The organism is Klebsiella sp. CTHL.F3a, from assembly GCF_019890895.1.
GTDB classification, from domain to species: Bacteria; Pseudomonadota; Gammaproteobacteria; order Enterobacterales; family Enterobacteriaceae; genus Klebsiella; species Klebsiella grimontii.
In genome coordinates, this window is record NZ_CP082360.1 from 5260474 (window position 1) to 5283585 (window position 23112).

Here is a 23112-nt window from a genome sequence, read left to right on the forward strand (position 1 = left end):
CCATGGCACACTACAGCTTAACGCCGCGCGTCAAAGTGTTGGCAGAACGTTTACTCTCACAAAAAAGCACCCTGTGCACCGAACACGCCACCACGCTGAACGCCCTTGATGGCGATATCGCCGGGGTTCCCGCCGCCGTCAAACCGGCGCGCCGTTTCTATGAACTGATGCGCCAGCTGCCGCTGTGCATCAGCGCCGACGAACTGATCGTCGGCAACCAGACCCGCAAACCGCACGGGGCGATTTTCCACGACGAGAGCGCCGTCCGTCGCCCGTCCGCGTTCCAGTTCCTCAACCTGAATAGCGACCTCGACTCCCCGGATTACAAGCTGGTGATCGAAAAAGGCGTACTGGCGATAAAACATCAGTTGGAAGAGAAAACCCGCGCGCTGGGCAGCGCCGTCAGCCGCAGCGGCATGGACGAAGTCAACGGCTGCCGCGCGGCCATCTACGCCTGCGATGCCCTGATGGCGCTGGCGCAAAACCTGGCCAGCAGCGCCGAACAGCTGGCCGCCGCGGAAACCAATGCTTACCGCCGGGCGGAATTGCTGGACAGCGCCGCCATTCTGCACCACGTTCCGGCACATCCGGCGCGCAGCTTCAAAGAGGCGTGCCAGGCCTTTTATCTGTTCCAGCTGGCGCTCCAGCTCGATAACGGCAGCTACGCCGTCAACCCGGAAGGCGCCGACAAAGCCCTGCTGCCATACTACCAGCACGATATCAACAGCGGCGCGCTCTCCCCGCAGCAGGCATATGAAATCGTCGAATCCCTGTGGTTCAAGCTGGCGGAACTGTGCGAAGTGCGCGCCGCCTGCGCGATCGACGGTTATCCGATGTTCGACGCCCTTCTGCACGGCGCAAGCCTTGAGAACGCGCGCATCAACGAACTCTCCGACATGTTCCTCAGCGCGCAGCACAACCTGAGCGCCCTGCATCTGCCGGTGCGTCTGTTCAAGGGCGTCCAGCACGTTTCCGCCGCCCCGTTTGCCGCCGCCGGCGAAACGCCGGCAGCAGAAGGGCTGACCCCGCGCATGCAGCGCCTGCGTAACCACTACCTGACCGTGCGCCCGAGCGTCTCTATCTACCGCGCGCTGGCCTTTACCGAAGTGGTCAAAGCCAACCCCGGCATGCCGACGATTCTGCTGCGCGCCAAAGCCTTCCGCCACGCCTGCGAAACCGCGCCGATTCTGATTCAGGACGATGAGCTGATCGTCGGTCATCCATGCGGCAAGCCGCGCGCGGGCGCCTTCTCGCCGGATATCGCCTGGCGCTGGGTGCGCGACGAACTCGATACCATGAGCACCCGTCCGCAGGATCCGTTTGAGATCAGCGAAGAAGATAAGAAAACCATTCGCGAAGAGATCGTGCCGTTCTGGGAAGGCCGCTCGCTGGACGAAATCTGCGAAGCCCAGTACCGCGAAGCCGGCGTATGGGCGTTCAGCGGCGAAACCTTCGTCAGCGACCTCTCCTACCACCAGATCAACGGCGGCGGCGACACCTGCCCGGGCTACGACGTACTGCTATTTACCAAAGGGATGAACGGCATTAAAGCCGACGCCGAGGCGCACCTTGCCAGCCTGAGCATGGAAAACCCGGAAGATATCGACCGCATCTACTACTACAAAGCAGCGATTGAAACCTGCGAAGGGGTGATTAACTACGCGCACCGCATCGCCGCCCGCGCCCGCGAACTGGCAGCGATTGAGCAGGACGCCCAGCGCCGCGCCGAGCTGCTGACCATCGCCGAGGTGAACCAGAACGTGCCGGCTAATCCGCCGAAAACCCTGCAGGAAGCGCTGCAAAGCATCTGGACCGTGGAGTCGCTGTTTGAAATCGAAGAGAACCAGACCGGGCTATCGCTGGGCCGCGTAGACCAGTACTGCTACCCGATGTTTGAAGCCGATATCCGCGAAGGCCGCCTGACACACGACACCGCGCTGGAGCTGCTACAGGCGTTTATCATCAAATGCGCCGAGCTGATGTGGATGTCCAGCGAGCTGGGAGCGAAATATTTCGCTGGCTATCAGCCATTTATCAACCTGACCGTCGGCGGTCAGAAGCGCTCCGGCGGCGATGCCTGTAACGACCTGACCTACCTGATCATGGACGCCGTGCGCTTCGTGAAGGTTTACCAGCCGTCGCTGGCCTGTCGTATTCACAACCAGTCGCCGCAGAAGTATATGGAAAAAATCGTCGACGTCGTCAAAGCGGGGATGGGCTTCCCGGCCTGCCACTTCGACGACTCCCATATCAAGATGATGCTGCGAAAAGGCTTCGATTTCGAAGATGCCCGCGATTACTGCCTGATGGGCTGCGTCGAACCGCAGAAATCCGGCCGCATCTATCAGTGGACCTCCACCGGCTACACCCAGTGGCCCATCGCCATTGAGTTCGTTTTAAACCGCGGTCGGATGGTGCTGTTTGACAGCTATCAGGGGCTGGATACCGGCGACCTGCGCGACCTGCGCACTTTCGAAGAATTCGACGCGGCGGTAAAACAGCAGATTGCCCATATCGTGCGCCTGTCGGCGATCGGCACCGTCATCAGCCAGCGCGTGCACCGCGACGTGGCGCCGAAGCCGCTGATGTCGCTGCTGGTGGAAGGCTGCATGGAAAAAGGCAAAGACGTTGCCGCCGGCGGCGCGATGATCAACCACGGCCCGGGGCTGATCTTCTCCGGTCTGGCGACCTACGTCGACTCCATGGCGGCGATTCGTAAGCTGGTGTTTGAAGATAAGAAATACACCCTCGAGCAGGTACGCGATGCGCTGCTGGCGAACTTCGAAGGCTTTGAAGGCCTGCGCCGCGACTGCCTCAACGCGCCGAAATACGGCAACGATGATAACTACGTCGATCGGTATGCGCTGGATATCACCGAGTGGACCGAGCGCGAGTGCCGTAAGTACAAGATGCTCTACTCCACCCTGAGCCACGGCACCCTGTCCATCTCCAACAACACGCCGATCGGCGAGCTGACCAACGCCACGCCGAACGGTCGCCTGGCGTGGATGCCGCTCTCCGACGGCATCAGCCCGACTCAGGGCGCGGATAAGCAGGGCCCGACGGCGATCATCAAGTCGGTGAGCAAGATGAACGTTGAAACCATGAACATCGGTATGGTGCACAACTTCAAGTTCCTCAAAGGGCTGCTGGATACCCCGGAAGGTCGTCACGGCCTGATTACCCTGCTGCGCACCGCGTCGATTCTCGGCAACGGCCAAATGCAGTTCAGCTATGTCGATAACGACGTGCTGAAAAAAGCCCAGCAGGAGCCGGAAAAATATCGCGACCTGATCGTCCGCGTCGCGGGCTACAGCGCCTACTTCGTTGAGCTGTGTAAAGAAGTTCAGGACGAGATCATCAGCCGTACGGTCATCGAGAAGTTCTGATAAAGACACGGACGTTTTTGGACACGGATGTCCCGATCGTTTTTCTGGAGGTATGTGTGAGCGCAAAACAAGAATTAACCGGGCGAATATTCAATATTCAGAAATATTCGATCTATGACGGCGATGGGATCCGCACGCTGGTTTTTTTCAAAGGCTGCAATATTCGCTGCCCGTGGTGCGCTAACCCGGAAGGGCTGAATAGCCAGTTTCAGGTGATGTTCTCACAGGATAAATGCATTAACTGCGGCGACTGCGTCAACGTCTGCCCGGCGGGAATTCATTATCGGGCGGAAGAAAACGGCGAAATGAAGCATTTCGTCAACCGCAACAAAGACTGTATCGGCTGCCGCAAGTGCGAAGAGATCTGCACCCAAAACGCGCTGGATATTATGGGTAAAGATGTCACCGTCAGCGAGCTGATGGAGATCATCATGCAGGACTACGACTTTTATATCTCCTCCGGCGGCGGCGTCACCATCGGCGGCGGTGAAATGAGCCTGCAGACCGACTTTGCCGTCGCGCTATTTAGCGAATGCAAAAAGATGATGCTCAATACCGCCGTGGAAACGCAGGGCACCACGCCGCTGGCCAATTATCAAAAGCTGGCGCCGGTGACCGACACCTTCTTATTCGATATTAAGCAAATTAACAGCGAGCACCATAAAGCGTTATTTGGCATCGGTAACGAAGGCATTCGCCGCAACCTGGAGTGGCTGGTGGATTCCGGCGCTAACGTCATTATCCGCATGCCGCTGGTTCGCGGCTATAACGACTCGTTCGATGCCATTACCGGGGCCATTGATTATGTACAAAAGCTGGCGAAGCGCGGAAATATCCGCCGCATCGATATGCTGCCGTACCACCAGCTCGGGCGCAAAAAATATGAACGCCTCGATATGCCCTATCCCATTACCCAGGACCCAACGTATTCCGCCGAGGAGTTAGACCGGCTGGAAACGTTCTTCACGCAGTTTGATTTTGATATTCGCTTAGTCCGCCATTAACAGGAGCCGACAATGAAAAGTTTAGGCGTAATTGAAACGCGAGGGTTAGTTGCCGCCGTTCAGGCCGTGGATGCCGCCTGTAAAAGCGCAGGCGTGTCCTGCATTGGCTACCGCAAAGTCGGTTCGGGGCTAGTGAGCGTCTGCTTTGAAGGGGAGATCAGCGCGATTCACACCGCTATCGAACGCGGCGTGGCCGTCGCCGCGCTCATCGACCCGCAGGTGAAATCCCTGACGATCGCCCGTCCGGAGCGCAGCGTCGTCGACGCTCTCAGCACTCTAAAAGGCCGTCCGCCGCGCGCGGAAGCTGCCGCGCCGCTTGAGGCTGAAGCCGTCGCGCCCGCAGCTGTGGAAACAAGGGAACCCACTGAACCCGCCGCTGTGCCTGCGCCGACGGAAGATAAAAACGCGGCGATGAGGAAAGGGAAGAAGGCATGATCGACACCCTGCTCCATGAAAAAATCGCCGCCCGCCTGAGCCACGTTGCTCCGGCTATCCCGGTCGGCATCTCTAACCGCCACGTCCATCTGGCGCAGCAGGACGTCGAAGCGCTGTTTGGCAAGGGCTACGTCCTGACGCCGTTTAAGCCGCTGCGCCAGCCGGGGCAGTTCGCGGCCCAGGAGTGCGTCACCGTGGTCGGTCCAAAGGGCTCGCTCACCCAGGTGCGCGTCCTCGGCCCAACCCGCCCGGTATCGCAGCTGGAAATCTCCCGCGCCGACTGCTTTACCCTCGGCATCAAAGCGCCGGTTCGCGAATCCGGCCAGTTGGAGAACGCGGGCAGCGCGCTGCTGATCGGCCCGGCAGGCCACGTTGAGCTGCGATCTCAGGTGATCTGCGCCTGGCGGCATATCCATATGTCGCCGCAGGACGCCCGCCAGCTGAACGTCGCCAACGGCCAGAAGGTTAGCGTCCGCAGCGACGGCGAACGCCAGTTGACCTTCGATGAAGTGGTGGTGCGGGTGCGCGAAGACTTCGCGCTGGAGTTTCATATTGATACCGAAGAGGCCAACGCCGCCGGCTTGAAAAACGGCGCGCAGGTCACGCTCATCGGCTAAAGGAGGCTCGCCATGACCGACCAACAGATGGAAGACCTGGTTGAACGCATTATCCAGCGTCTGCGGCCGCCGGTACTGGTGATGGTGACCGCCACGGCGGGCTACCGGCACGCTATTCGCCAGCGGCTGGCCGGCTGCGGCGAGAGCCTGCACCTGGCGCTGGATAGCGGGATTGGCGACGGCGAGCAGTGGCGGGCTATTGGTAAAACGCTGGCGGCGGCCGACTGGCAACAGGAGCTGCCTTCTGCCTCGTATAAGGCGCTGTTGCTGCCGTTTCTCGACTACCCGCTGGCGGCGGATCTGCTGAAGGGTTCCCTGCACAGTCCCGTTGCCCGCCGCGTGCACGATGCCCTGCTGAGCGGCCTGCCGGTACTGGCGCTGCGCTATCACTGCGATCCCGCCAGCGAGCTTAATCAGCTGCGTGGAGCGCAGCCTGATACCGCTTACGCCGGGCATATGCAGGCCACGCTGGCCCGCCTGGCCGAATGCGGCATCGCGCTGTGCACCATGAACGAATTGCTGGAGAAGCTGGCGTCGGGTCGCGAAGCGGCGGCGCCGTCGGCGAGCAGCCCGCGGCGTTATCTCACTGTCACAGACGTGGTGAATAATCCGGCGCTGGCCTGTGCTCCTGAAGCGCAGTTGACCGATGCCGCTATCGATTTTTTAAAAAACAGAAAAAAAGAACCTTACCTTAAATAGTAAACCCGGAGTTTAACTTATGTCTTCAAAAACAAAGTGTTGGCTATGGATGCTGCTGGTTATCGTTTCCGAAACCTCAGCCACCTCCACCCTCAAAATGTTCGGCAGCAGTGAAGGGATGACCAAAATGCTGCTGCTCGGGCTACTGGTGCTGCTGTACTGCACCTGCTACTACTCGCTGTCCCGCGCGGTGAAGGATATTCCCGTCGGTCTGGCCTACGCCACCTGGTCCGGTACCGGCATCCTCGTGGTGTCAACCCTGGGAATGGCGTTTTACGGCCAGCACCCGGACACCGCCGCCATTATCGGTATGGCGGTTATCGCCAGCGGGATCGTGATCATGAACCTGTTTTCCAAAATGGGTAGCGAAGAGAGCGAGGAAGCGCCCGCGCAACCAGTCGCTGCATCTCTGGACAAAAAAGTCGCCAACTAACAAAAAAAGGAATTACCTATGTTTAACCTCGGATTTTTATGGCTGGCGCTGTCTATCGGCTCCGAAATCACCGGCACATCGATGATCAAAAAGACCAACGGCTTCAGCAAGCTGGCGCCGTCGGTGCTGGTGGTCTGCGCCTACGGCCTGTGCTACTTCGCCCTCACCCGCGCGATGAGCACTATTCCGGTCGGCGTCGCCTACTCGCTGTGGTGCGGTTTTGGCATCGTCGGCGTCACGATTTGCTCAATGATCCTTTATAAGCAAAAACCGGATATCCCGGCCATTCTCGCCATGGTGCTGATCATCTCCGGCGGCATCATTATGAACGTCTTCTCCAGCATGTAAGTCCCGCCTGCGCCTTCATTGATTGCGGTGAAGGCGCTAATAACCTCACTCAATAAGCCGTTATTGGCGTAATAAAAAAACAAAAAACCATCGCCTGCTAATCAATAACGCTAAAAAGACGACGAGCGTCAAATTTTTATACTCCGCTTATCGATAAATAATTTTTTGTGATTTTAATCGTGGTTATTTTCTCATTTTACCTTATTTTTATGGCATCCCTTCACCCACAGAGGACGATGTCATGACGCAAAAATCGATTTATCGCCTCATTGCCCAGGGCGGCCTGGACGACTGGTATAATTTAGATCACCGCATCTCCAACGACTTCCCTCGTTAATTCTCCGCTGCTGTTCATTCCCTAAAAAATTAATTCAGCACTGCGTTTAGTCGCTATTTGTTGCGTCTGTTATTTGTCGCCAAATAGCCAAACGCGGCACAGCATTCCCATGGAGAAAATAAATGAAACGTATTCCTGAGCCGTTCCGCATTAAAATGGTCGAAAACATTCGTATGACTACCTTTGACGATCGCGTCAAAGCGCTGGAAGAGGCGGGCTATAACCCGTTTTTGCTCAACAGCCAGGACGTGTATATCGACCTGCTGACCGACTCCGGCACCGGCGCGATGAGCGACCATCAGTGGGCCGGGCTGATGATGGGCGACGAAGCCTACGCCGGGTCGCGTAACTATCAGCATCTGTGCGAAAAGGTCAAAGAGATTATCGGCTATCCGTATACCATTCCCACCCATCAGGGGCGCGGCGCGGAGCAAATTCTGTTCCCGAGCCTGATTGCTCGCCGCAAGTCGGCGCATCCGGTGTTTATTTCCAACTTCCACTTCGATACCACCGCCGCGCACGTGGAGCTCAACGGCGCGAAAGCCATTAACGTGGTGACGCCGAAAGCCTTCGACACTACCTCGTGGTACGACTGGAAAGGCAACTTTGATATTGATTTGCTCAAAGCGACCATCGCCGAACACGGCGCGGAAAACGTGGCGGCGATTATTACCACCGTCACCTGTAACAGCTCCGGCGGCCAACCGGTATCGCTGGCGAATATGCGCGAGGTGTATCAGATTGCCCGCCAGAATAATATTCCGGTGGTGATCGACTCCGCCCGCTTCTGCGAAAACGCCTGGTTTATTAAACAGCGCGAAGAGGGCTACGCCGATAAATCGGTGAAAGAGATTATTCTTGAGATGTACCAGTACGGCGATATGCTGACCATGTCCGCCAAGAAAGACCCGATGGTGAATATCGGCGGACTCTGCTGCTTCCGCGATGACGAAGATCTCTTCAACGAAGTGCGCATCCGCTGCGTGCCGATGGAGGGCTTTGTCACCTACGGCGGCCTGGCGGGGCGCGATATGGAGGCGTTGGCTATCGGCCTGGAAGAAGGGACCAACGAGGATTACCTCGCTTATCGCATCAATCAGGTGGAATACCTCGGCGAACGCCTGCGCGAAGGCGGCATTCCGATTCAGTATCCGACCGGCGGCCATGCGGTGTTCGTCGATGCTAAGCTGCTGCTGCCGCATATCCCACCGGAGCAGTTCCCGGCGCACGCGCTAAACAACGAACTGTATCTGGAAGCGGGCATCCGCAGCGTGGAAATCGGCTCCCTGCTGCTGGGACGCGACCCGCAAACGGGCAAACAGAAGGCGTCGCCGATGGAGCTGCTGCGCCTGACCATTCCGCGCCGGGTTTATACCAACGATCATATGGACTATATCGCTGATGCGCTGATCGCCGTTAAGGCGCGCGCCGCCACGATTAAGGGTCTGACCTTTACCTATGAGCCGCCGGTACTGCGCCACTTTGTCGCCAGACTGAAACCGGTGAAATAAATAACGTCCTGGCGCTCTCGCAACGGGAGCGCCATTAATTTAAATCCATCTCTTTAAGCTCAATCATTCGGGTTGCGCCGGGTAGCCGTTTGCCCGCAGCCGTTATCTGTACCCTAAATAATTCGAGTTGCAGAAAGGCGGCAAGAGAGGGACAAATTCGTCGGGAACGAATTTGACCAGCCGAAGGCTGGCCTCCGGTGAGGGGCAGGAGCCTCTCATTAATCCCCAGGAGCTTACTGAGGTAAGTGACTGGGGTGAGTGAACGCAGCCAACACATCTGCAACTTGAAGTATGACGGGTATAATAATTATAGCCACGTGAGGAATGCACCTTATGGCTACACTATCAGTCTCAAAAGCGGTCTCAACAAATACGCCATCGCTGATTGGCGGAGCGATGATTATCGGCGGCACGATTATTGGCGCCGGCATGTTTTCTTTACCGGTGGTGATGTCCGGTGCCTGGTTTTTCTGGTCGCTGTTGGCGCTCATTTTTACCTGGTTTTGCATGCTGCATTCCGGGTTAATGATCCTCGAAGCCAATCTCAATTATCATATTGGCGCCAGCTTCGACACGATTACCAAGGATTTACTCGGAAACGGCTGGAATATTATTAACGGCCTGACCGTCGCCTTTGTTTTATATATCCTGACCTACGCCTATATTTCCGCCAGCGGTTCTGTTATTCAGCATACTTTTGCGCAGATGAACCTCGCGGTTCCCGCACGCCTGGGCGGACTGGCGTTCGCGCTGGTGGTCGCCTTTATCGTCTGGCTGAGTACGAAAGCGGTAAGCCGGATGACGACTATCGTGCTGGGCGCCAAAATCCTTACCTTCTTTATGACCTTCGGCGGCCTGATGTGGCACGTGGAGCCCGCGATTCTGTTTAACCGCGCGGAGGTCAATGCGTCCTATCTGCCCTACGTGCTGATGACACTGCCGTTCTGCCTGGCCTCCTTTGGCTATCACGGCAACGTCCCCAGCCTGATGAAGTATTACGGTAAAGATCCGCTAATCATTCGTCGCTGCCTGCTGCTTGGCACGCTGATGGCGCTGGTGCTGTATATCATCTGGCTGGTCGGCACCATGGGTAATATCCCGCGCCCGGCGTTTATTGCTATCGCCGAAAAAGGCGGCAATATCGACGTGCTGGTACAGACCTTAAGCGGCCTGCTGAACAGTTCGACCCTGGACTTACTGCTGACGGTCTTTTCCAACTTCGCCGTCGCCAGCTCGTTCCTGGGCGTCACGCTCGGCCTGTTTGATTATCTGGCGGATCTGTTTAAGTTTGACGATAGCCGGCTGGGGCGGTTTAAAACCGCGCTGGTGACCTTTCTGCCGCCGATCGCCGGCGGGCTGCTGTGGCCTAACGGTTTTATCTACGCCATTGGTTTCGCCGGTCTCGCCGCCACCGTCTGGGCCGCTATCGTCCCCGCCCTGCTGGCGCGCGCCTCGCGCAGGCGTTTCGGCAGCCCGAACTATCGGGTCTGGGGCGGCAATGCCATGATTATCCTGATTTTGTGCTTCGGCGGCGCCAACGCAATAATTCATATTTTATCCAGCTTTAACCTGCTGCCGGTTTATCGCTGAATGAAAAAGGGCTTTTACTGCCGCGGCTTTTCGTGGCAGGATAAAAAGATGAACAGAAACGTTGTCATCTCTCACCTCCGCCGTTGGTGGCTGCCTGCATAACAGGCGGCAAGATTTGACGTTTCCTCTATTCAAAGCCGCCGGAAGGCGGCTTTGTTGTTTCTGAGTGTCGCCCTTCGGCCTGATAGCATCCTAAGGAGTCACTCATGAACACCAGCCAAACGATCCTGACCGGCGACCGTCCTACCGGCCAGCTGCACCTCGGCCACTACGTCGGTTCCCTGCGCCAGCGCGTGCTGCTCCAGCACGACCACCAGCAGTTTATCCTCGTCGCGGATCTCCAGGGTCTGACCGACAACGGCAGCAACCCGCAAAAAATCAGCAGCAATATCCTTGAGGTGATGGCTGATTATCTCGCCGTCGGCATCGATCCGCAGAAGACCACCATTTGCCTGCAATCCGCCCTGCCGGCGCTGGCCGAACTCAGCGCGCTGTATATGAATATTGTCACCGTCGCCCGGGTTGAACGTAATCCGACGGTAAAAAATGAAATCGCCCAGAAGGGGTTTTCCCGCTCGCTGCCGGTGGGATTTTTAGCCTATCCCATTAGCCAGGCCGCCGATATCACCGCCTTTAAGGCCGAACTGGTGCCGGTCGGCGACGATCAGCTACCGATGATTGAACAAACCAATGAGATCGTGCACAAAATGAATAGCCTGACCACGACGCCGATCTTACAGCACTGCAAAGCGCTGCTCAGCGACGTCAGCCGCCTGCCGGGCATCGATGGCAATGCCAAAATGTCGAAATCGCTGGGGAACACCCTCACCCTTTCGGCCAGTGAAGAGGAGATCCATCGTGCGGTCAGCGCCATGTATACCGACCCGAATCACCTACGGGTCGCCGACCCGGGTCAGGTAGAAGGCAACGTGGTCTTCACTTATCTCGACGCCTTTCATGCTGATAAGGCTTTCGTTGCCGATATGAAAGCCCACTATCGGCGCGGAGGACTGGGAGACAGGCAGTGTAAAAACGCGCTGGAGACCTGCTTACAGGAGCTGCTGGCGCCAATACGCGAACGCCGGGCGACCTATATTCAGGATAAAGGCATGCTGCTGACGCTGCTGCGCCGGGGAAGCGAGCGAGCGCACGAACTGACACAACGGACGCTGCATGAAGTGAAGCGTGGCCTGGGGCTGCCGGTGCTGTTTTGAGGCGCAGAGATCTCGCCGCATTGAAATCCGCTGCCACATCTCTCCCGGGGGCGGCGCTTGGCGCGCCTTGCCCGGGCTACATGTTCACAGCCGTCTGCGATCCGGTATCCCGGACAGGCGCAGCGCGCCGCCTCCGGGATGGGCCGACAGCTTAATTTCCGTCGCTTTCATGCATCTTCACGCAGTTGCGCCCATCGCGCTTGGCGACGTACAGCGCGCTGTCGGCATCGCGCAGCAGCAGATTGTAATCCGGATGACCGGTGTGGACGGCGTAGCCGATGCTGGCGGTAATCGAAATCTCATTGTCAGCGCCAACGCTAAACGCCAGTTGGCTGATTTTTTTACGCAGCCGTTCAAGGATCGTAAAGGCTTCCGCGGCGCCGGTCTCCACCAGCACCAGCAGAAACTCCTCGCCGCCGTAGCGGAAGATATAATCGCTGGAACGAATGTTATCGCTGAGCAACTCCGCAACATGCTTGATGGCCCGATCACCGACCATATGACCCCAGCTATCATTGATCTCTTTAAAGTGGTCGATATCGATAATCGCCACCGTCATCGGCAGCTCATACTCCATCGCCAGCGTCACTTCATGCTTGAGGACAACCGGCAGATAGCGACGGTTCAGCAGGCTGGTCAGCGAATCCTTACCGCTTTGCATCTGCGACAGGCTGCTAAAGAGTACCCCCAGCTGGCTGCCGATCTGCTGGCAATGGATATGAATCCCCTGCAGCAGAGCCTGCGTATTTTTATACTCAGAACCGTCAGAGGAGGATTTCCAGGCGGATAACAGCGCATCCACCTTGCTAATTAAATCGGCGATCTCCTCCATTTGCGGATTTTTGTTAAAATAACGCACGCATTTATGGCGGAACCACAGACCAAATTCCGAATCAGATAATAACGCGCCGTTAATATCTGTCTTATTATCGCTAACGATATTAAAAATAGCGGTATTTTCCCAACCGGAGAGCGAGGCCTGCTGCTTGCCATATTCCAGCGGAACGTTATCCATCAGGCTATACAGGCGGTAGGCTTCTTCATTTTTTGTCGCCCGATAGTGCGACAAAGTATAGGCATGACACATCATCTCTACCGCCATGTTAATGGCCATGATGGCGTAGTAGATGGCGGCGACGCTGGTTTCGCGATCGAGGTGACTATCGCGGATATTTTCAATCAGCCCGGCTTTTAGCTGGCGCGCGCCGCGAAGCACGGCCTCTGCCGGGATACCGATACGCGAATGGATGCTGCCGATCAGGTACTGCCGCTCCGCCAGCGCCTGCAAATTCTCTTTCTCACACATCAGGATATCTTTCACCCACCCGGCCAGCGAGCTACTGAGCCGCTCCTGGACTAAATCATAGGTAAGATGCCTGGCGATATCCGGGTCCTGAAAAATAAAGTCATAGAAACGGGTCGCTAACGCCTCCGCCTGCTGCCCGGCGATATTTTTAAGTACCGCCTTCACCTCCGGCGTCAGGCTGTCGTACAGCGGCAACCATTCCTTAAAAATAATTGAGATATATTTTTGGCTTTCATCTTTCATTGAATAAAGCGCTCGCCTGGCGTGAGTGTATTTTCAGGGCCGGAGATCATACAACAGTTCTCCTGGAGCAACCAGATTAAAAATGCGCCAGTTCCCTACCAATAATATCCTCAGGTTATTAGCGTTGTGCGATAGCTTATAAGTATGATGATTTAATGAAGCACTATGAGATTGTACGAGCGAGTGCCCGAAGCATTAAACCCAAATAGTATTATGGGTAATATTGGCATATCGGTTCGCGGCTGTTTTTATGTTAACCCTGCGACAAGTCCATGTTTTCCATATGGACATAATTAGTGCGGGTGTTAGTATTGCATTGACGGTAGCAATAAATATGCGTGTTTCATTTAAGGCGAGGATTGCTGATGATGACCACATTAATCGCACCTCTTTCCGACCGGTTCGCCGCGCAGCAGGATTCACGCGCCGGTTGGCCTTGCCCCCCCATTCCTCCCTTTCCTGAAGAGACGATACTTCGCCACGCGGAGGAGAAGCGCGCACCACTCAGCCTATGGAACAAAGCGAGTCGCATATGGACAAAATCAAACGACGTTGGGTTGGATACGTTATTGGTTTACTGGTGGTGATTGCCGCAGCGGCATGGTGGATGCTGCGCCCGCCGGGAATTCCGGCGGGCTTTGCCAGCAGTAACGGCAGAATTGAAGCTACGGAAGTCGATATCGCCACCAAAACCGCCGGGCGTATCGAGACGATACTGGTCAAGGAGGGGCAGTTTGTTCACCAGGGTGACGTTCTGGCCCGCATGGATACCCGCGTGCTCAACGAACAACGGCTGGAAGCCGCCGCGCAAATCAAGGAAGCAGAGAGCGCGATTGCCGCCGCGAAAGCCCTGCTCGACCAGCGCCAAAGCGAAATGCGCGCTACAGAAGCGGTAGTGAAGCAGCGGCAGGCGGAGCTGAACTCCTCGGCTAAACGACACGTCCGCTCCAGCACGCTCTCGCAGCGCGGCGCGGTCTCCGCGCAGCAGCTGGATGACGACCAGGCGGCGGCAGAAAGCGCCAGAGCGGCGCTGGAATCCGCCAAAGCGCAGGTCTCTGCCGCCAGGGCCGCAATTGAGGCGGCGCGAACCAGCATCATTCAGGCGCAAACCCGGGTCGAGGCCGCCCAGGCGACCGAACGGCGGATTATCGCCGATATCGACGATAGCGAGCTGAAAGCCCCGCGCGATGGCCGCATTCAGTACCGCGTCGCCGAACCGGGAGAGGTGCTGGCGGCGGGCGGCCGGGTGCTGAATATGGTCGACTTATCCGATGTCTATATGACCTTCTTCCTGCCTACCGAGCAGGCAGGTCTGCTGGCGCTGGGCAGCGAAGCGCGAATTATCCTTGATGCCGCGCCGAATCTGGTGATCCCCGCCAATATCAGTTTTGTCGCCAGCGTGGCGCAGTTTACGCCTAAAACGGTGGAAACCAGCGACGAAAGGCTGAAACTGATGTTCCGCGTGAAAGCCCGCATTCCGCCGGCGCTGCTGGCGGAGCATCTGGAGTATGTGAAGACCGGCCTGCCCGGGATAGCCTGGGTTCGTCTGGATAACCAGCTGGCGTGGCCTGAAGCGCTGACGGTGAGGCTACCGCAATGAAAACCGTCGCCCGCCTGGAAAACGTTAGCCAGCGTTTTGGCGCAACCGTCGCGCTGAAGGACATTACGCTGAGCATTCCCGCCCGCCGTATGGTAGGGCTGATCGGGCCCGATGGCGTGGGCAAGTCCAGCCTGCTCTCGCTGATTTCCGGCGCGCGCGTGATTGAGCGCGGTAACGTCATGGTGCTCGGCGGCGATATGAGCGATGTGCGCCATCGCCAGGATGTCTGCCCGAAAATCGCCTGGATGCCCCAGGGGCTGGGGAAGAACCTCTACCACACTCTGTCGGTCTATGAAAACGTCGATTTCTTCGCCCGTCTGTTCGGCCATGATAAAGCCGAACGCGACATCCGCATCAATGAGCTGCTCCAGAGTACCGGCCTGGCGCCGTTTCGCGATCGTCCGGCAGGAAAACTCTCCGGGGGGATGAAACAAAAGCTCGGCCTGTGCTGCGCGCTTATTCACGACCCGCAGCTGCTGATACTCGATGAACCCACCACCGGCGTCGATCCCCTCTCGCGGGCGCAGTTTTGGGATCTGATCGACAACATCCGCCAGCGTCAGCCGGAGATGAGCGTCCTGGTCGCCACCGCTTACATGGAGGAGGCGGAGCGCTTTGACTGGCTGGTAGCCATGAACGCGGGGGAAGTTCTGGCGACCGGCAGCGCCGATGAGCTTAAAGCGCACACGGCGAGTCAGACGCTGGAGCAGGCATTTATCGCCCTGCTACCCGAAGCTCAGCGCCTGGCGCATAAAGAGGTGATCATCCCGCCGCGCCAGGCCGATGAAAGCGAAATTGCGATTGAAGCGCGCGGGCTCACCATGCGCTTCGGTAATTTTGTCGCCGTTGACCACGTGAACTTTCGTATCGCCCGCGGCGAGATTTTCGGCTTCCTCGGCTCTAACGGCTGCGGCAAATCAACGACCATGAAAATGCTGACCGGGTTGCTACCGGCCAGCGAAGGCGAGGCGTGGCTGTTTGGCCAACCGGTCGACCCCAGGGACATCGAAACCCGCCGCCGCGTCGGCTATATGTCGCAGGCCTTTTCCCTCTATAGCGAACTGACCGTGCGGCAAAACCTCGAACTGCATGCCCGCCTGTTCCATATACCGGATGCGGAGATCCCCGGACGGATCGCCGAAATGAGCCAGCGCTTTATGCTGGAAGAGGTTGAGGACACCCTGCCCGCTTCGCTGCCGCTAGGTATCCGCCAGCGGCTCTCGCTGGCGGTCGCGGTGATCCACCGCCCGGAAATGTTAATCCTTGATGAACCCACCTCCGGCGTCGATCCGGTGGCCCGGGATATGTTCTGGCAGCTAATGGTCGATATAGCCCGTCAGGACCGGGTGACGATTTTTATCTCCACCCATTTTATGAATGAAGCGGAGCGTTGCGATCGCATTTCGCTGATGCATGCCGGAAAAGTGCTGGCCAGCGATACGCCGCAGGCGCTGGTCGAACAGCGCGGATCGGCCAACCTTGAAGAGGCGTTTATTGCCTGGCTACAGGAAGCAGCGGATACCGCCCAGCCGCCTGATGCGCAGGCTGCACCGGTTCCCGCGATAGAACACAAAGCCGAAAGCGTGGCGCCGCGCCAGGGGTTTAGCCTGCAGCGCCTGTTTAGCTACAGTCGCCGCGAAGCGCTTGAGCTGCGCCGCGATCCGGTGCGATCGACCCTGGCCCTGCTCGGCACCGTGATCCTGATGTTTATCATGGGCTACGGGATCAGTATGGACGTCGAAGATCTGCGGTTTGCGGTGCTCGACCGCGACCAGACCGTCAGCAGCCAGGCCTGGTCGCAAAATATCGCCGGTTCGCGCTACTTCATCGAACAACCGCCGCTGCAAAGCTATAGCGAACTGGACAGAAGAATGCGTAACGGCGAGCTGGCGGTGGCTATCGAAATTCCGCCTAATTTTGGCCGTGATATCGCCAGGGGAACGCCGGTGCAAATTGGCGTATGGGTGGACGGCGCGATGCCGAACCGCGCGGAAACGGTGCGCGGCTACGTGCAGGCCATGCATCTGGCCTGGCTGCAGGAGATGGCCGGTCGCCAGGCCAGCCCCAATCGCGATACATCACTGATTTCCATCGAGACCCGCTACCGCTATAACCCGGATGTGAAGAGCCTGCCGGCAATCGTCCCGGCGGTAATTCCGCTGCTGTTGATGATGATCCCGGCGATGCTCAGCGCGCTTAGCGTGGTCCGCGAGAAAGAGCTCGGCTCAATTATCAATTTGTACGTGACGCCAACCACCCGCAGCGAATTTCTGCTGGGTAAACAGGTGCCGTATATCGTGCTGGGGATGTTCAACTTCTTCCTGCTCTGCGCGCTGTCGGTCTTTGTTTTTGGCGTACCGCACAAAGGGAGTTTTCTGACGCTCACCCTCGCCGCGCTGCTCTACGTCACTATCGCCACCGGGCTTGGCCTGCTGATCTCCACCTTTATGAAAAGCCAGATTGCGGCGATTTTCGGCACCGCGATCATTACGCTTATCCCGGCGACGCAGTTCTCGGGAATGATCGATCCCGTTGCCTCGCTGGAAGGGCCCGGCCGCTGGATTGGCCAGATTTATCCAACCAGCCACTTTCTGACCATCGCGCGCGGAACGTTCTCCAAAGCGCTGAATCTGACGGATTTGTGGGGATCCTTTATTCCGCTGCTTATCGCAGTTCCGCTGGTGCTGGGCCTGAGCGTGTGGCTGTTGAAAAAACAGGAGGGATAATGCGCGGATTACGCAATATTTATAATTTGGGGATGAAAGAGCTACGCAGCCTGCTGGGCGATAAAGCGATGCTGACGTTAATTGTCTTTGCTTTTACCGTCTCGGTGTACTCCTCCGCGACCGTCATGCCGGGTTCGCTGCATCTGGCGCCCATCGCTATTGCCGACATGGATAAGTCGCAGCTCTCATCGCGCATTATCAATGGGTTTTACCGGCCCTGGTTTTTGCCGCCGGCGCTGATCACCGCTGATGAGATGGATGCCGGGCTGGATGCGGGACGCTATACTTTCGCCATCAATATTCCGCCGGGTTTCCAGCACGACGTTCTGGCCGGACGCCAGCCCGAGCTGCAGGTTAACGTCGACGCGACGCGAATGAGCCAGGCGTTTACCGGCAATAGCTATATCCAGAATATCGTCACCGGCGAGGTGAACAGCTTTGTCGCCCGCTACCGGGACAACGGCACGCTGCCGGTTGAGCTGGCCGTCAGAATGCGTTTTAACCCGAACCTGGAACAGGAGCGTTTTGGCGCCGTCATGGCAATTATCAATAATATCACCATGCTGGCGATCGTGCTGACCGGTTCGGCGCTGATACGTGAGCGGGAACATGGCACCATAGAGCACCTGCTGGTTATGCCGGTCACGCCGTTTGAGATCATGATGGCGAAGATATGGTCAATGGGGCTGGTGGTGCTGGTGGTTTCCGGACTCTCCCTGATCTTGATGGTTCAGGGTGTATTGCAAGTACCGATAGAGGGCTCGATACCGCTCTTTATGCTTGGGGTGGCCCTGAGCCTGTTTGCCACCACCTCGATCGGCATTTTTATGGGTACGGTGGCGCGTTCCATGCCGCAGCTGGGGCTGCTGATGATTCTGGTGCTGTTGCCGCTGCAGATGCTTTCCGGCGGCTCGACGCCACGGGAAAGTATGCCGCAGGCTGTACAGGATATTATGCTCACCATGCCGACAACCCACTTTGTCAGTCTGGCGCAGGCCATTCTTTATCGCGGCGCGGATTTCTCGATCGTCTGGCCGCAGTTTCTGACGCTGCTGGCTATCGGTGGGGTGTTTTTTACTGTCGCGCTACTGCGTTTTCGTAAAACGATCGGTGAGATGGCCTGAGTCAATGCCGGTGCCGCTCCCTGTGGTCGCAGCATCGGCGTTATTTATTTCGATTCATAAAGCGCCGCAGAGCCCAGGTGAACCCCATCGCCATGCTGAACAGGATAAACAGCAGCAGCACCCAGCTGACGGAAATTCTCAGTAGCGCGCTTAGCGTCATAAGTGGCTGAAGATAGACGGTAAAGGAGTGTTCGGTAGGCTTTCCGAGCAGAACCATCAGCCCATCTGTTAACCAGACAAGCGCCCGACATACCAGCCAGATGATCGCCGGCCAGCAGAGCAAGACCAGAAAGGTAAAACGCTCCCGGATATAATTTATTGGTTGGCGCAGAGGAGGCCAGTTAATCAGAAATTTCATTTATATTCTCATATTGCCAGCCGGTAACATGCACTATTCGTCAAAAGACGTTACCGGGTTAGCTTCCATACAGGCAATGCACCCTATGTTTGTAGCAAATTTGAATTAACTTAAACCAGATCGAGTTAACAAAGTGTTAAGGACACTAAGTCATTTCGCAGAAAAAGTCCAGCTGTTATGCCTGCTTCCCGGCATGATAAGGGGGTTTCGTATCTATTTGTTAACCTGATTACATTAGAGTAACTTAAGAATTAGACCGGAAATATTCTTAATATAATTCACATTAAATATTAAGAGACGAGTTTATATATATTTTTATTTTCATATAAAACATACATCCTAAGAAACACCTCCTTCATAAGGTTATTTTATTGAGAAAATAAATCCTTTGCAGGTTATTTCTCAATAAAAAAACAGGCTTAAAAGGGCACTATTTTCTCCTTCACCGCAGCTGATAATCATTTCCTCTAACGACTCGCCTCAATATTCAGCGTTCTTGTTCCAAGTCCAGATCAGACAGGAAAACCTCTTCAATTTCATTGCGATATAAATCAATATTGTTTTAATACGGCGGATACCTCATCACAATAGCCGTTCGGCTGACACGTTCAGTAATGTTAGGTATTGCTGTATCAGCTGCTGAAACGGCCGAACTCATCCTATAAGGTAAACTAAAGGAACAGCCCGCTGCGTCACTTTCATGCGTTAGCGACGCTTTAACCGGAGGGAGGGCGTATGACAGGCTTCAGGCTGGAAAACATGAATGCTGTCGGTAACGTGATACAACTCTGGCGTTAGTTCTCAGGCCATAAAAACGCAAAAAGCCCATCCGTCAGGATGGGCTCTTCACCTGTTTGATGCCTGGCAGTTCCCTACTCTCACATGGGGAGACCCCACACTACCATCGGCGCTACGGCGTTTCACTTCTGAGTTCGGCATGGGGTCAGGTGGGACCACCGCGCTATCGCCGCCAGGCAAATTCTTTGTGCTCAGTACGCAATTCTTTATCGCATCTGCCGCGTTGCCCGCGCTCGCAAACTCAGTCACATACTTCTGTATGCTCCTTCCTTTCCTTCGCTTGTCGCCTTGCTGCTGCGCAAATTATTGCGTACTCAACTCTGAATCAATGCTGAAATTGTTGTCTTCTCAAATCCGCCAAAACATCTTCGGCGTTGTAAGGTTAAGCCTCACGGTTCATTAGTACCGGTTAGCTCAACGCATCGCTGCGCTTACACACCCGGCCTATCAACGTCGTCGTCTTCAACGTTCCTTCAGGACCCTTAAAGGGTCAGGGAGAACTCATCTCGGGGCAAGTTTCGTACTTAGATGCTTTCAGCACTTATCTCTTCCGCATTTAGCTACCGGGCAATGCCATTGGCATGACAACCCGAACACCAGTGATGCGTCCACTCCGGTCCTCTCGTACTAGGAGCAGCCCCCCTCAATTCTCCAGCGCCCACGGCAGATAGGGACCGAACTGTCTCACGACGTTCTAAACCCAGCTCGCGTACCACTTTAAATGGCGAACAGCCATACCCTTGGGACCTACTTCAGCCCCAGGATGTGATGAGCCGACATCGAGGTGCCAAACACCGCCGTCGATATGAACTCTTGGGCGGTATCAGCCTGTTATCCCCGGAGTACCTTTTATCCGTTGAGCGATGGCCCTTCCATTCAGAACCACCGGATCACTATGACCTGCTTTCGCACCTGCTCGCGCCGTCACGCTCGCAGTCAAGCCAGCTTATGCCATTGCACTAACCTCCTGATGTCCGACCAGGATTAGCTGACCTTCGTGCTCCTCCGTTACTCTTTAGGAGGAGACCGCCCCAGTCAAACTACCCACCAGACACTGTCCGCAACCCCGATTAGGGGCCCACGTTAGAACACCAGCCATTAAAGGGTGGTATTTCAAGGATGGCTCCACGCAGACTGGCGTCCACGCTTCAAAGCCTCCCACCTATCCTACACATCAAGGACCAGTGTTCAGTGTCAAGCTATAGTAAAGGTTCACGGGGTCTTTCCGTCTTGCCGCGGGTACACTGCATCTTCACAGCGAGTTCAATTTCACTGAGTCTCGGGTGGAGACAGCCTGGCCATCATTACGCCATTCGTGCAGGTCGGAACTTACCCGACAAGGAATTTCGCTACCTTAGGACCGTTATAGTTACGGCCGCCGTTTACCGGGGCTTCGATCAAGAGCTTCTCCTTACGGATAACCCCATCAATTAACCTTCCGGCACCGGGCAGGCGTCACACCGTATACGTCCACTTTCGTGTTTGCACAGTGCTGTGTTTTTAATAAACAGTTGCAGCCAGCTGGTATCTTCGACTGATTTCAGCTCCATGGGTAAACCACTTCACCTACATATCAGCGTGCCTTCTCCCGAAGTTACGGCACCATTTTGCCTAGTTCCTTCACCCGAGTTCTCTCAAGCGCCTTGGTATTCTCTACCTGACCACCTGTGTCGGTTTGGGGTACGATTTGATGTTACCTGATGCTTAGAGGCTTTTCCTGGAAGCAGGGCATTTGTCACTTCAGCACCGTAGTGCCTCGTCATCACGCCTCAGTGTTAAAGTGAACCGGATTTACCTGGAACACACACCTACACGCTTAAACCGGGACAACCGTCGCCCGGCCAACATAGCCTTCTCCGTCCCCCCTTCGCAGTAACACCAAGTACAGGAATATTAACCTGTTTCCCATCGACTACGCCTTTCGGCCTCGCCTTAGGGGTCGACTCACCCTGCCCCGATTAACGTTGGACAGGAACCCTTGGTCTTCCGGCGTGCGGGTTTTTCACCCGCATTATCGTTACTTATGTCAGCATTCGCACTTCTGATACCTCCAGCAACCTTCACAGGCCACCTTCAACGGCTTACAGAACGCTCCCCTACCCAACAACACATAGTGTCGCTGCCGCAGCTTCGGTGCATGGTTTAGCCCCGTTACATCTTCCGCGCAGGCCGACTCGACCAGTGAGCTATTACGCTTTCTTTAAATGATGGCTGCTTCTAAGCCAACATCCTGGCTGTCTGGGCCTTCCCACATCGTTTCCCACTTAACCATGACTTTGGGACCTTAGCTGGCGGTCTGGGTTGTTTCCCTCTTCACGACGGACGTTAGCACCCGCCGTGTGTCTCCCGTGATAACATTCTTCGGTATTCGTAGTTTGCATCGGGTTGGTAAGTCGGGATGACCCCCTAGCCGAAACAGTGCTCTACCCCCGAAGATGAATTCACGAGGCGCTACCTAAATAGCTTTCGGGGAGAACCAGCTATCTCCCGGTTTGATTGGCCTTTCACCCCCAGCCACAAGTCATCCGCTAATTTTTCAACATTAGTCGGTTCGGTCCTCCAGTTAGTGTTACCCAACCTTCAACCTGCCCATGGCTAGATCACCGGGTTTCGGGTCTATACCCTGCAACTTAACGCCCAGTTAAGACTCGGTTTCCCTGCGGCTCCCCTATACGGTTAACCTTGCTACAGAATATAAGTCGCTGACCCATTATACAAAAGGTACGCAGTCACCCAACAAGTGGGCTCCTACTGCTTGTACGTACACGGTTTCAGGTTCTTTTTCACTCCCCTCGCCGGGGTTCTTTTCGCCTTTCCCTCACGGTACTGGTTCACTATCGGTCAGTCAGGAGTATTTAGCCTTGGAGGATGGTCCCCCCATATTCAGACAGGATACCACGTGTCCCGCCCTACTCTTCGAGTTCACAGCCTGTGTGTTTTAGTGTACGGGAGTATCACCCTGTACCCTGCGACTTTCCAGACGCTTCCACTAACACACAAGCTGATTCAGACTCCGGGCTGCTCCCCGTTCGCTCGCCGCTACTGGGGGAATCTCGGTTGATTTCTTTTCCTCGGGGTACTTAGATGTTTCAGTTCCCCCGGTTCGCCTCGTTTGACTATGTATTCATCAAACGATAGTGCAACGAATTGCACTGGGTTTCCCCATTCGGACATCGCCGGCTGTAACGGTTCATATCACCTTACCGACGCTTTTCGCAGATTAGCACGTCCTTCATCGCCTCTGACTGCCAGGGCATCCACCGTGTACGCTTAGTCGCTTAACCTCACAACCCGAAGATGTTTCGTAAAACATCATCGTGTCGCGAAAATTTGAGAGACTCGAACACACATAACATGTGTGTCGTTTCAATTTTCAGCTT

At 56.0% G+C, this 23112-nt stretch carries 16 protein-coding genes and 2 rRNA genes; 14 read left to right on the forward strand and 4 right to left on the reverse strand.

From position 1 onward, the window contains the following. The first annotated feature begins 2 nt into the window (after window positions 1-2). From cutC to trpS, 11 genes are all read left to right on the forward strand, one after another. On the forward strand, window positions 3-3389 hold the full coding sequence (gene cutC, locus K7H21_RS24650; RefSeq protein WP_223035432.1) for a choline trimethylamine-lyase: 3387 nt from the start codon (window positions 3-5) through the stop codon (window positions 3387-3389). 56 nt (window positions 3390-3445) lie between these two features. Next, window positions 3446-4393 (forward strand): choline TMA-lyase-activating enzyme, encoded by a 948-nt coding sequence (cutD, locus tag K7H21_RS24655; RefSeq protein WP_004128480.1) that lies wholly within the window; start codon window positions 3446-3448, stop codon window positions 4391-4393. A 12-nt stretch (window positions 4394-4405) separates the two neighbouring features. Continuing rightward, window positions 4406-4828: a BMC domain-containing protein gene (locus tag K7H21_RS24660; RefSeq protein ID WP_223035433.1), complete on the forward strand. Its 423-nt coding sequence runs from the start codon at window positions 4406-4408 to the stop codon at window positions 4826-4828. Next, window positions 4825-5445, forward strand: coding sequence for a phosphate propanoyltransferase (locus tag K7H21_RS24665; protein WP_014837302.1), 621 nt, complete (start codon window positions 4825-4827; stop codon window positions 5443-5445). The genes K7H21_RS24660 and K7H21_RS24665 overlap by 4 nt, the downstream gene beginning before the upstream one ends. Before the next feature lie 12 nt (window positions 5446-5457). Further along, window positions 5458-6144 carry a hypothetical protein gene (locus tag K7H21_RS24670; RefSeq protein ID WP_223035434.1) on the forward strand — a complete coding sequence of 229 codons (687 nt, stop codon included), beginning with the start codon at window positions 5458-5460 and terminating at the stop codon, window positions 6142-6144. A gap of 19 nt (window positions 6145-6163) precedes the next feature. Continuing rightward, on the forward strand, window positions 6164-6577 hold the full coding sequence (locus K7H21_RS24675) for a DMT family transporter (protein WP_004128458.1): 414 nt from the start codon (window positions 6164-6166) through the stop codon (window positions 6575-6577). An 18-nt stretch (window positions 6578-6595) separates the two neighbouring features. Then, on the forward strand, window positions 6596-6925 hold the full coding sequence (locus K7H21_RS24680) for a DMT family transporter (protein WP_004108688.1): 330 nt from the start codon (window positions 6596-6598) through the stop codon (window positions 6923-6925). Between the two features lie 241 nt (window positions 6926-7166). Next, on the forward strand, window positions 7167-7262 hold the full coding sequence (gene tnaC, locus K7H21_RS24685; protein ID WP_004098218.1) for a tryptophanase leader peptide: 96 nt from the start codon (window positions 7167-7169) through the stop codon (window positions 7260-7262). 122 nt (window positions 7263-7384) lie between these two features. Further along, on the forward strand, window positions 7385-8773 hold the full coding sequence (gene tnaA, locus K7H21_RS24690; protein ID WP_004128455.1) for a tryptophanase: 1389 nt from the start codon (window positions 7385-7387) through the stop codon (window positions 8771-8773). 333 nt (window positions 8774-9106) lie between these two features. Further along, window positions 9107-10363, forward strand: a complete 1257-nt coding sequence (gene mtr / locus K7H21_RS24695; protein WP_004098211.1) for a tryptophan permease — start codon at window positions 9107-9109, stop codon at window positions 10361-10363. A gap of 206 nt (window positions 10364-10569) precedes the next feature. After that, a complete protein-coding gene (trpS, locus tag K7H21_RS24700) occupies window positions 10570-11577 on the forward strand; it encodes a tryptophan--tRNA ligase (protein ID WP_004128443.1) in 1008 nt (335 codons plus the stop codon). Window positions 11578-11728: 151 nt separating this feature from the next. On the opposite strand, the gene K7H21_RS24705 is transcribed toward trpS, so the two are convergent. Then, on the reverse strand, window positions 11729-13126 hold the full coding sequence (locus tag K7H21_RS24705; protein WP_004128440.1) for a GGDEF domain-containing protein: 1398 nt from the start codon (window positions 13124-13126) through the stop codon (window positions 11729-11731). 532 nt (window positions 13127-13658) lie between these two features. Here K7H21_RS24705 and K7H21_RS24710 point away from each other — a divergent pair. The 3 genes from K7H21_RS24710 to K7H21_RS24720 are packed head-to-tail and all read left to right on the forward strand — an operon-like array spanning window position 13659 to window position 18576. Next, the gene (locus tag K7H21_RS24710) at window positions 13659-14726 is read left to right on the forward strand and encodes an HlyD family secretion protein (protein ID WP_223035435.1); all 1068 of its coding nucleotides are present in this window, start codon (window positions 13659-13661) and stop codon (window positions 14724-14726) included. After that, window positions 14723-17452: a ribosome-associated ATPase/putative transporter RbbA gene (rbbA, locus tag K7H21_RS24715; protein WP_223035436.1), complete on the forward strand. Its 2730-nt coding sequence runs from the start codon at window positions 14723-14725 to the stop codon at window positions 17450-17452. Before K7H21_RS24710 ends, rbbA begins: the two co-directional genes overlap by 4 nt. Further along, entirely contained in the window at window positions 17452-18576 is a 1125-nt protein-coding gene (locus K7H21_RS24720) for an ABC transporter permease (RefSeq protein WP_142445101.1), read from the forward strand. The genes rbbA and K7H21_RS24720 overlap by 1 nt, the downstream gene beginning before the upstream one ends. Window positions 18577-18616: 40 nt before the next feature. Here K7H21_RS24720 and K7H21_RS24725 read toward each other — a convergent pair whose 3' ends face one another. From K7H21_RS24725 to K7H21_RS24735, 3 genes are all read right to left on the reverse strand, one after another. Further along, window positions 18617-18934, reverse strand: coding sequence for a hypothetical protein (locus tag K7H21_RS24725; protein WP_004128418.1), 318 nt, complete (start codon window positions 18932-18934; stop codon window positions 18617-18619). Window positions 18935-19793: 859 nt separating this feature from the next. Next, window positions 19794-19909: ribosomal RNA gene (rrf, locus tag K7H21_RS24730) — 5S ribosomal RNA — on the reverse strand. A gap of 201 nt (window positions 19910-20110) precedes the next feature. Then, a 23S ribosomal RNA gene (locus K7H21_RS24735) occupies window positions 20111-23016 on the reverse strand. Between the last annotated feature and the right edge of the window lie 96 nt (window positions 23017-23112).

Bases quoted from the DNA above. Each gene is read 5' to 3' on its own strand.
- cutC (WP_223035432.1), top strand. From the start codon at position 3: ATGGCACACTACAGCTTAACGCCGCGCGTCAAAGTGTTGGCAGAACGT.
- K7H21_RS24660 (WP_223035433.1), top strand. From the start codon at position 4,406: ATGAAAAGTTTAGGCGTAATTGAAACGCGAGGGTTAGTTGCCGCCGTT.
- K7H21_RS24665 (WP_014837302.1), top strand. From the start codon at position 4,825: ATGATCGACACCCTGCTCCATGAAAAAATCGCCGCCCGCCTGAGCCAC.
- K7H21_RS24670 (WP_223035434.1), top strand. From the start codon at position 5,458: ATGACCGACCAACAGATGGAAGACCTGGTTGAACGCATTATCCAGCGT.
- K7H21_RS24675 (WP_004128458.1), top strand. From the start codon at position 6,164: ATGTCTTCAAAAACAAAGTGTTGGCTATGGATGCTGCTGGTTATCGTT.
- K7H21_RS24680 (WP_004108688.1), top strand. From the start codon at position 6,596: ATGTTTAACCTCGGATTTTTATGGCTGGCGCTGTCTATCGGCTCCGAA.
- tnaC (WP_004098218.1), top strand. From the start codon at position 7,167: ATGACGCAAAAATCGATTTATCGCCTCATTGCCCAGGGCGGCCTGGAC.
- tnaA (WP_004128455.1), top strand. From the start codon at position 7,385: ATGAAACGTATTCCTGAGCCGTTCCGCATTAAAATGGTCGAAAACATT.
- mtr (WP_004098211.1), top strand. From the start codon at position 9,107: ATGGCTACACTATCAGTCTCAAAAGCGGTCTCAACAAATACGCCATCG.
- trpS (WP_004128443.1), top strand. From the start codon at position 10,570: ATGAACACCAGCCAAACGATCCTGACCGGCGACCGTCCTACCGGCCAG.
- K7H21_RS24705 (WP_004128440.1), bottom strand. From the start codon at position 13,126: ATGAAAGATGAAAGCCAAAAATATATCTCAATTATTTTTAAGGAATGG.
- K7H21_RS24710 (WP_223035435.1), top strand. From the start codon at position 13,659: ATGGACAAAATCAAACGACGTTGGGTTGGATACGTTATTGGTTTACTG.
- rbbA (WP_223035436.1), top strand. From the start codon at position 14,723: ATGAAAACCGTCGCCCGCCTGGAAAACGTTAGCCAGCGTTTTGGCGCA.
- K7H21_RS24720 (WP_142445101.1), top strand. From the start codon at position 17,452: ATGCGCGGATTACGCAATATTTATAATTTGGGGATGAAAGAGCTACGC.
- K7H21_RS24725 (WP_004128418.1), bottom strand. From the start codon at position 18,934: ATGAAATTTCTGATTAACTGGCCTCCTCTGCGCCAACCAATAAATTAT.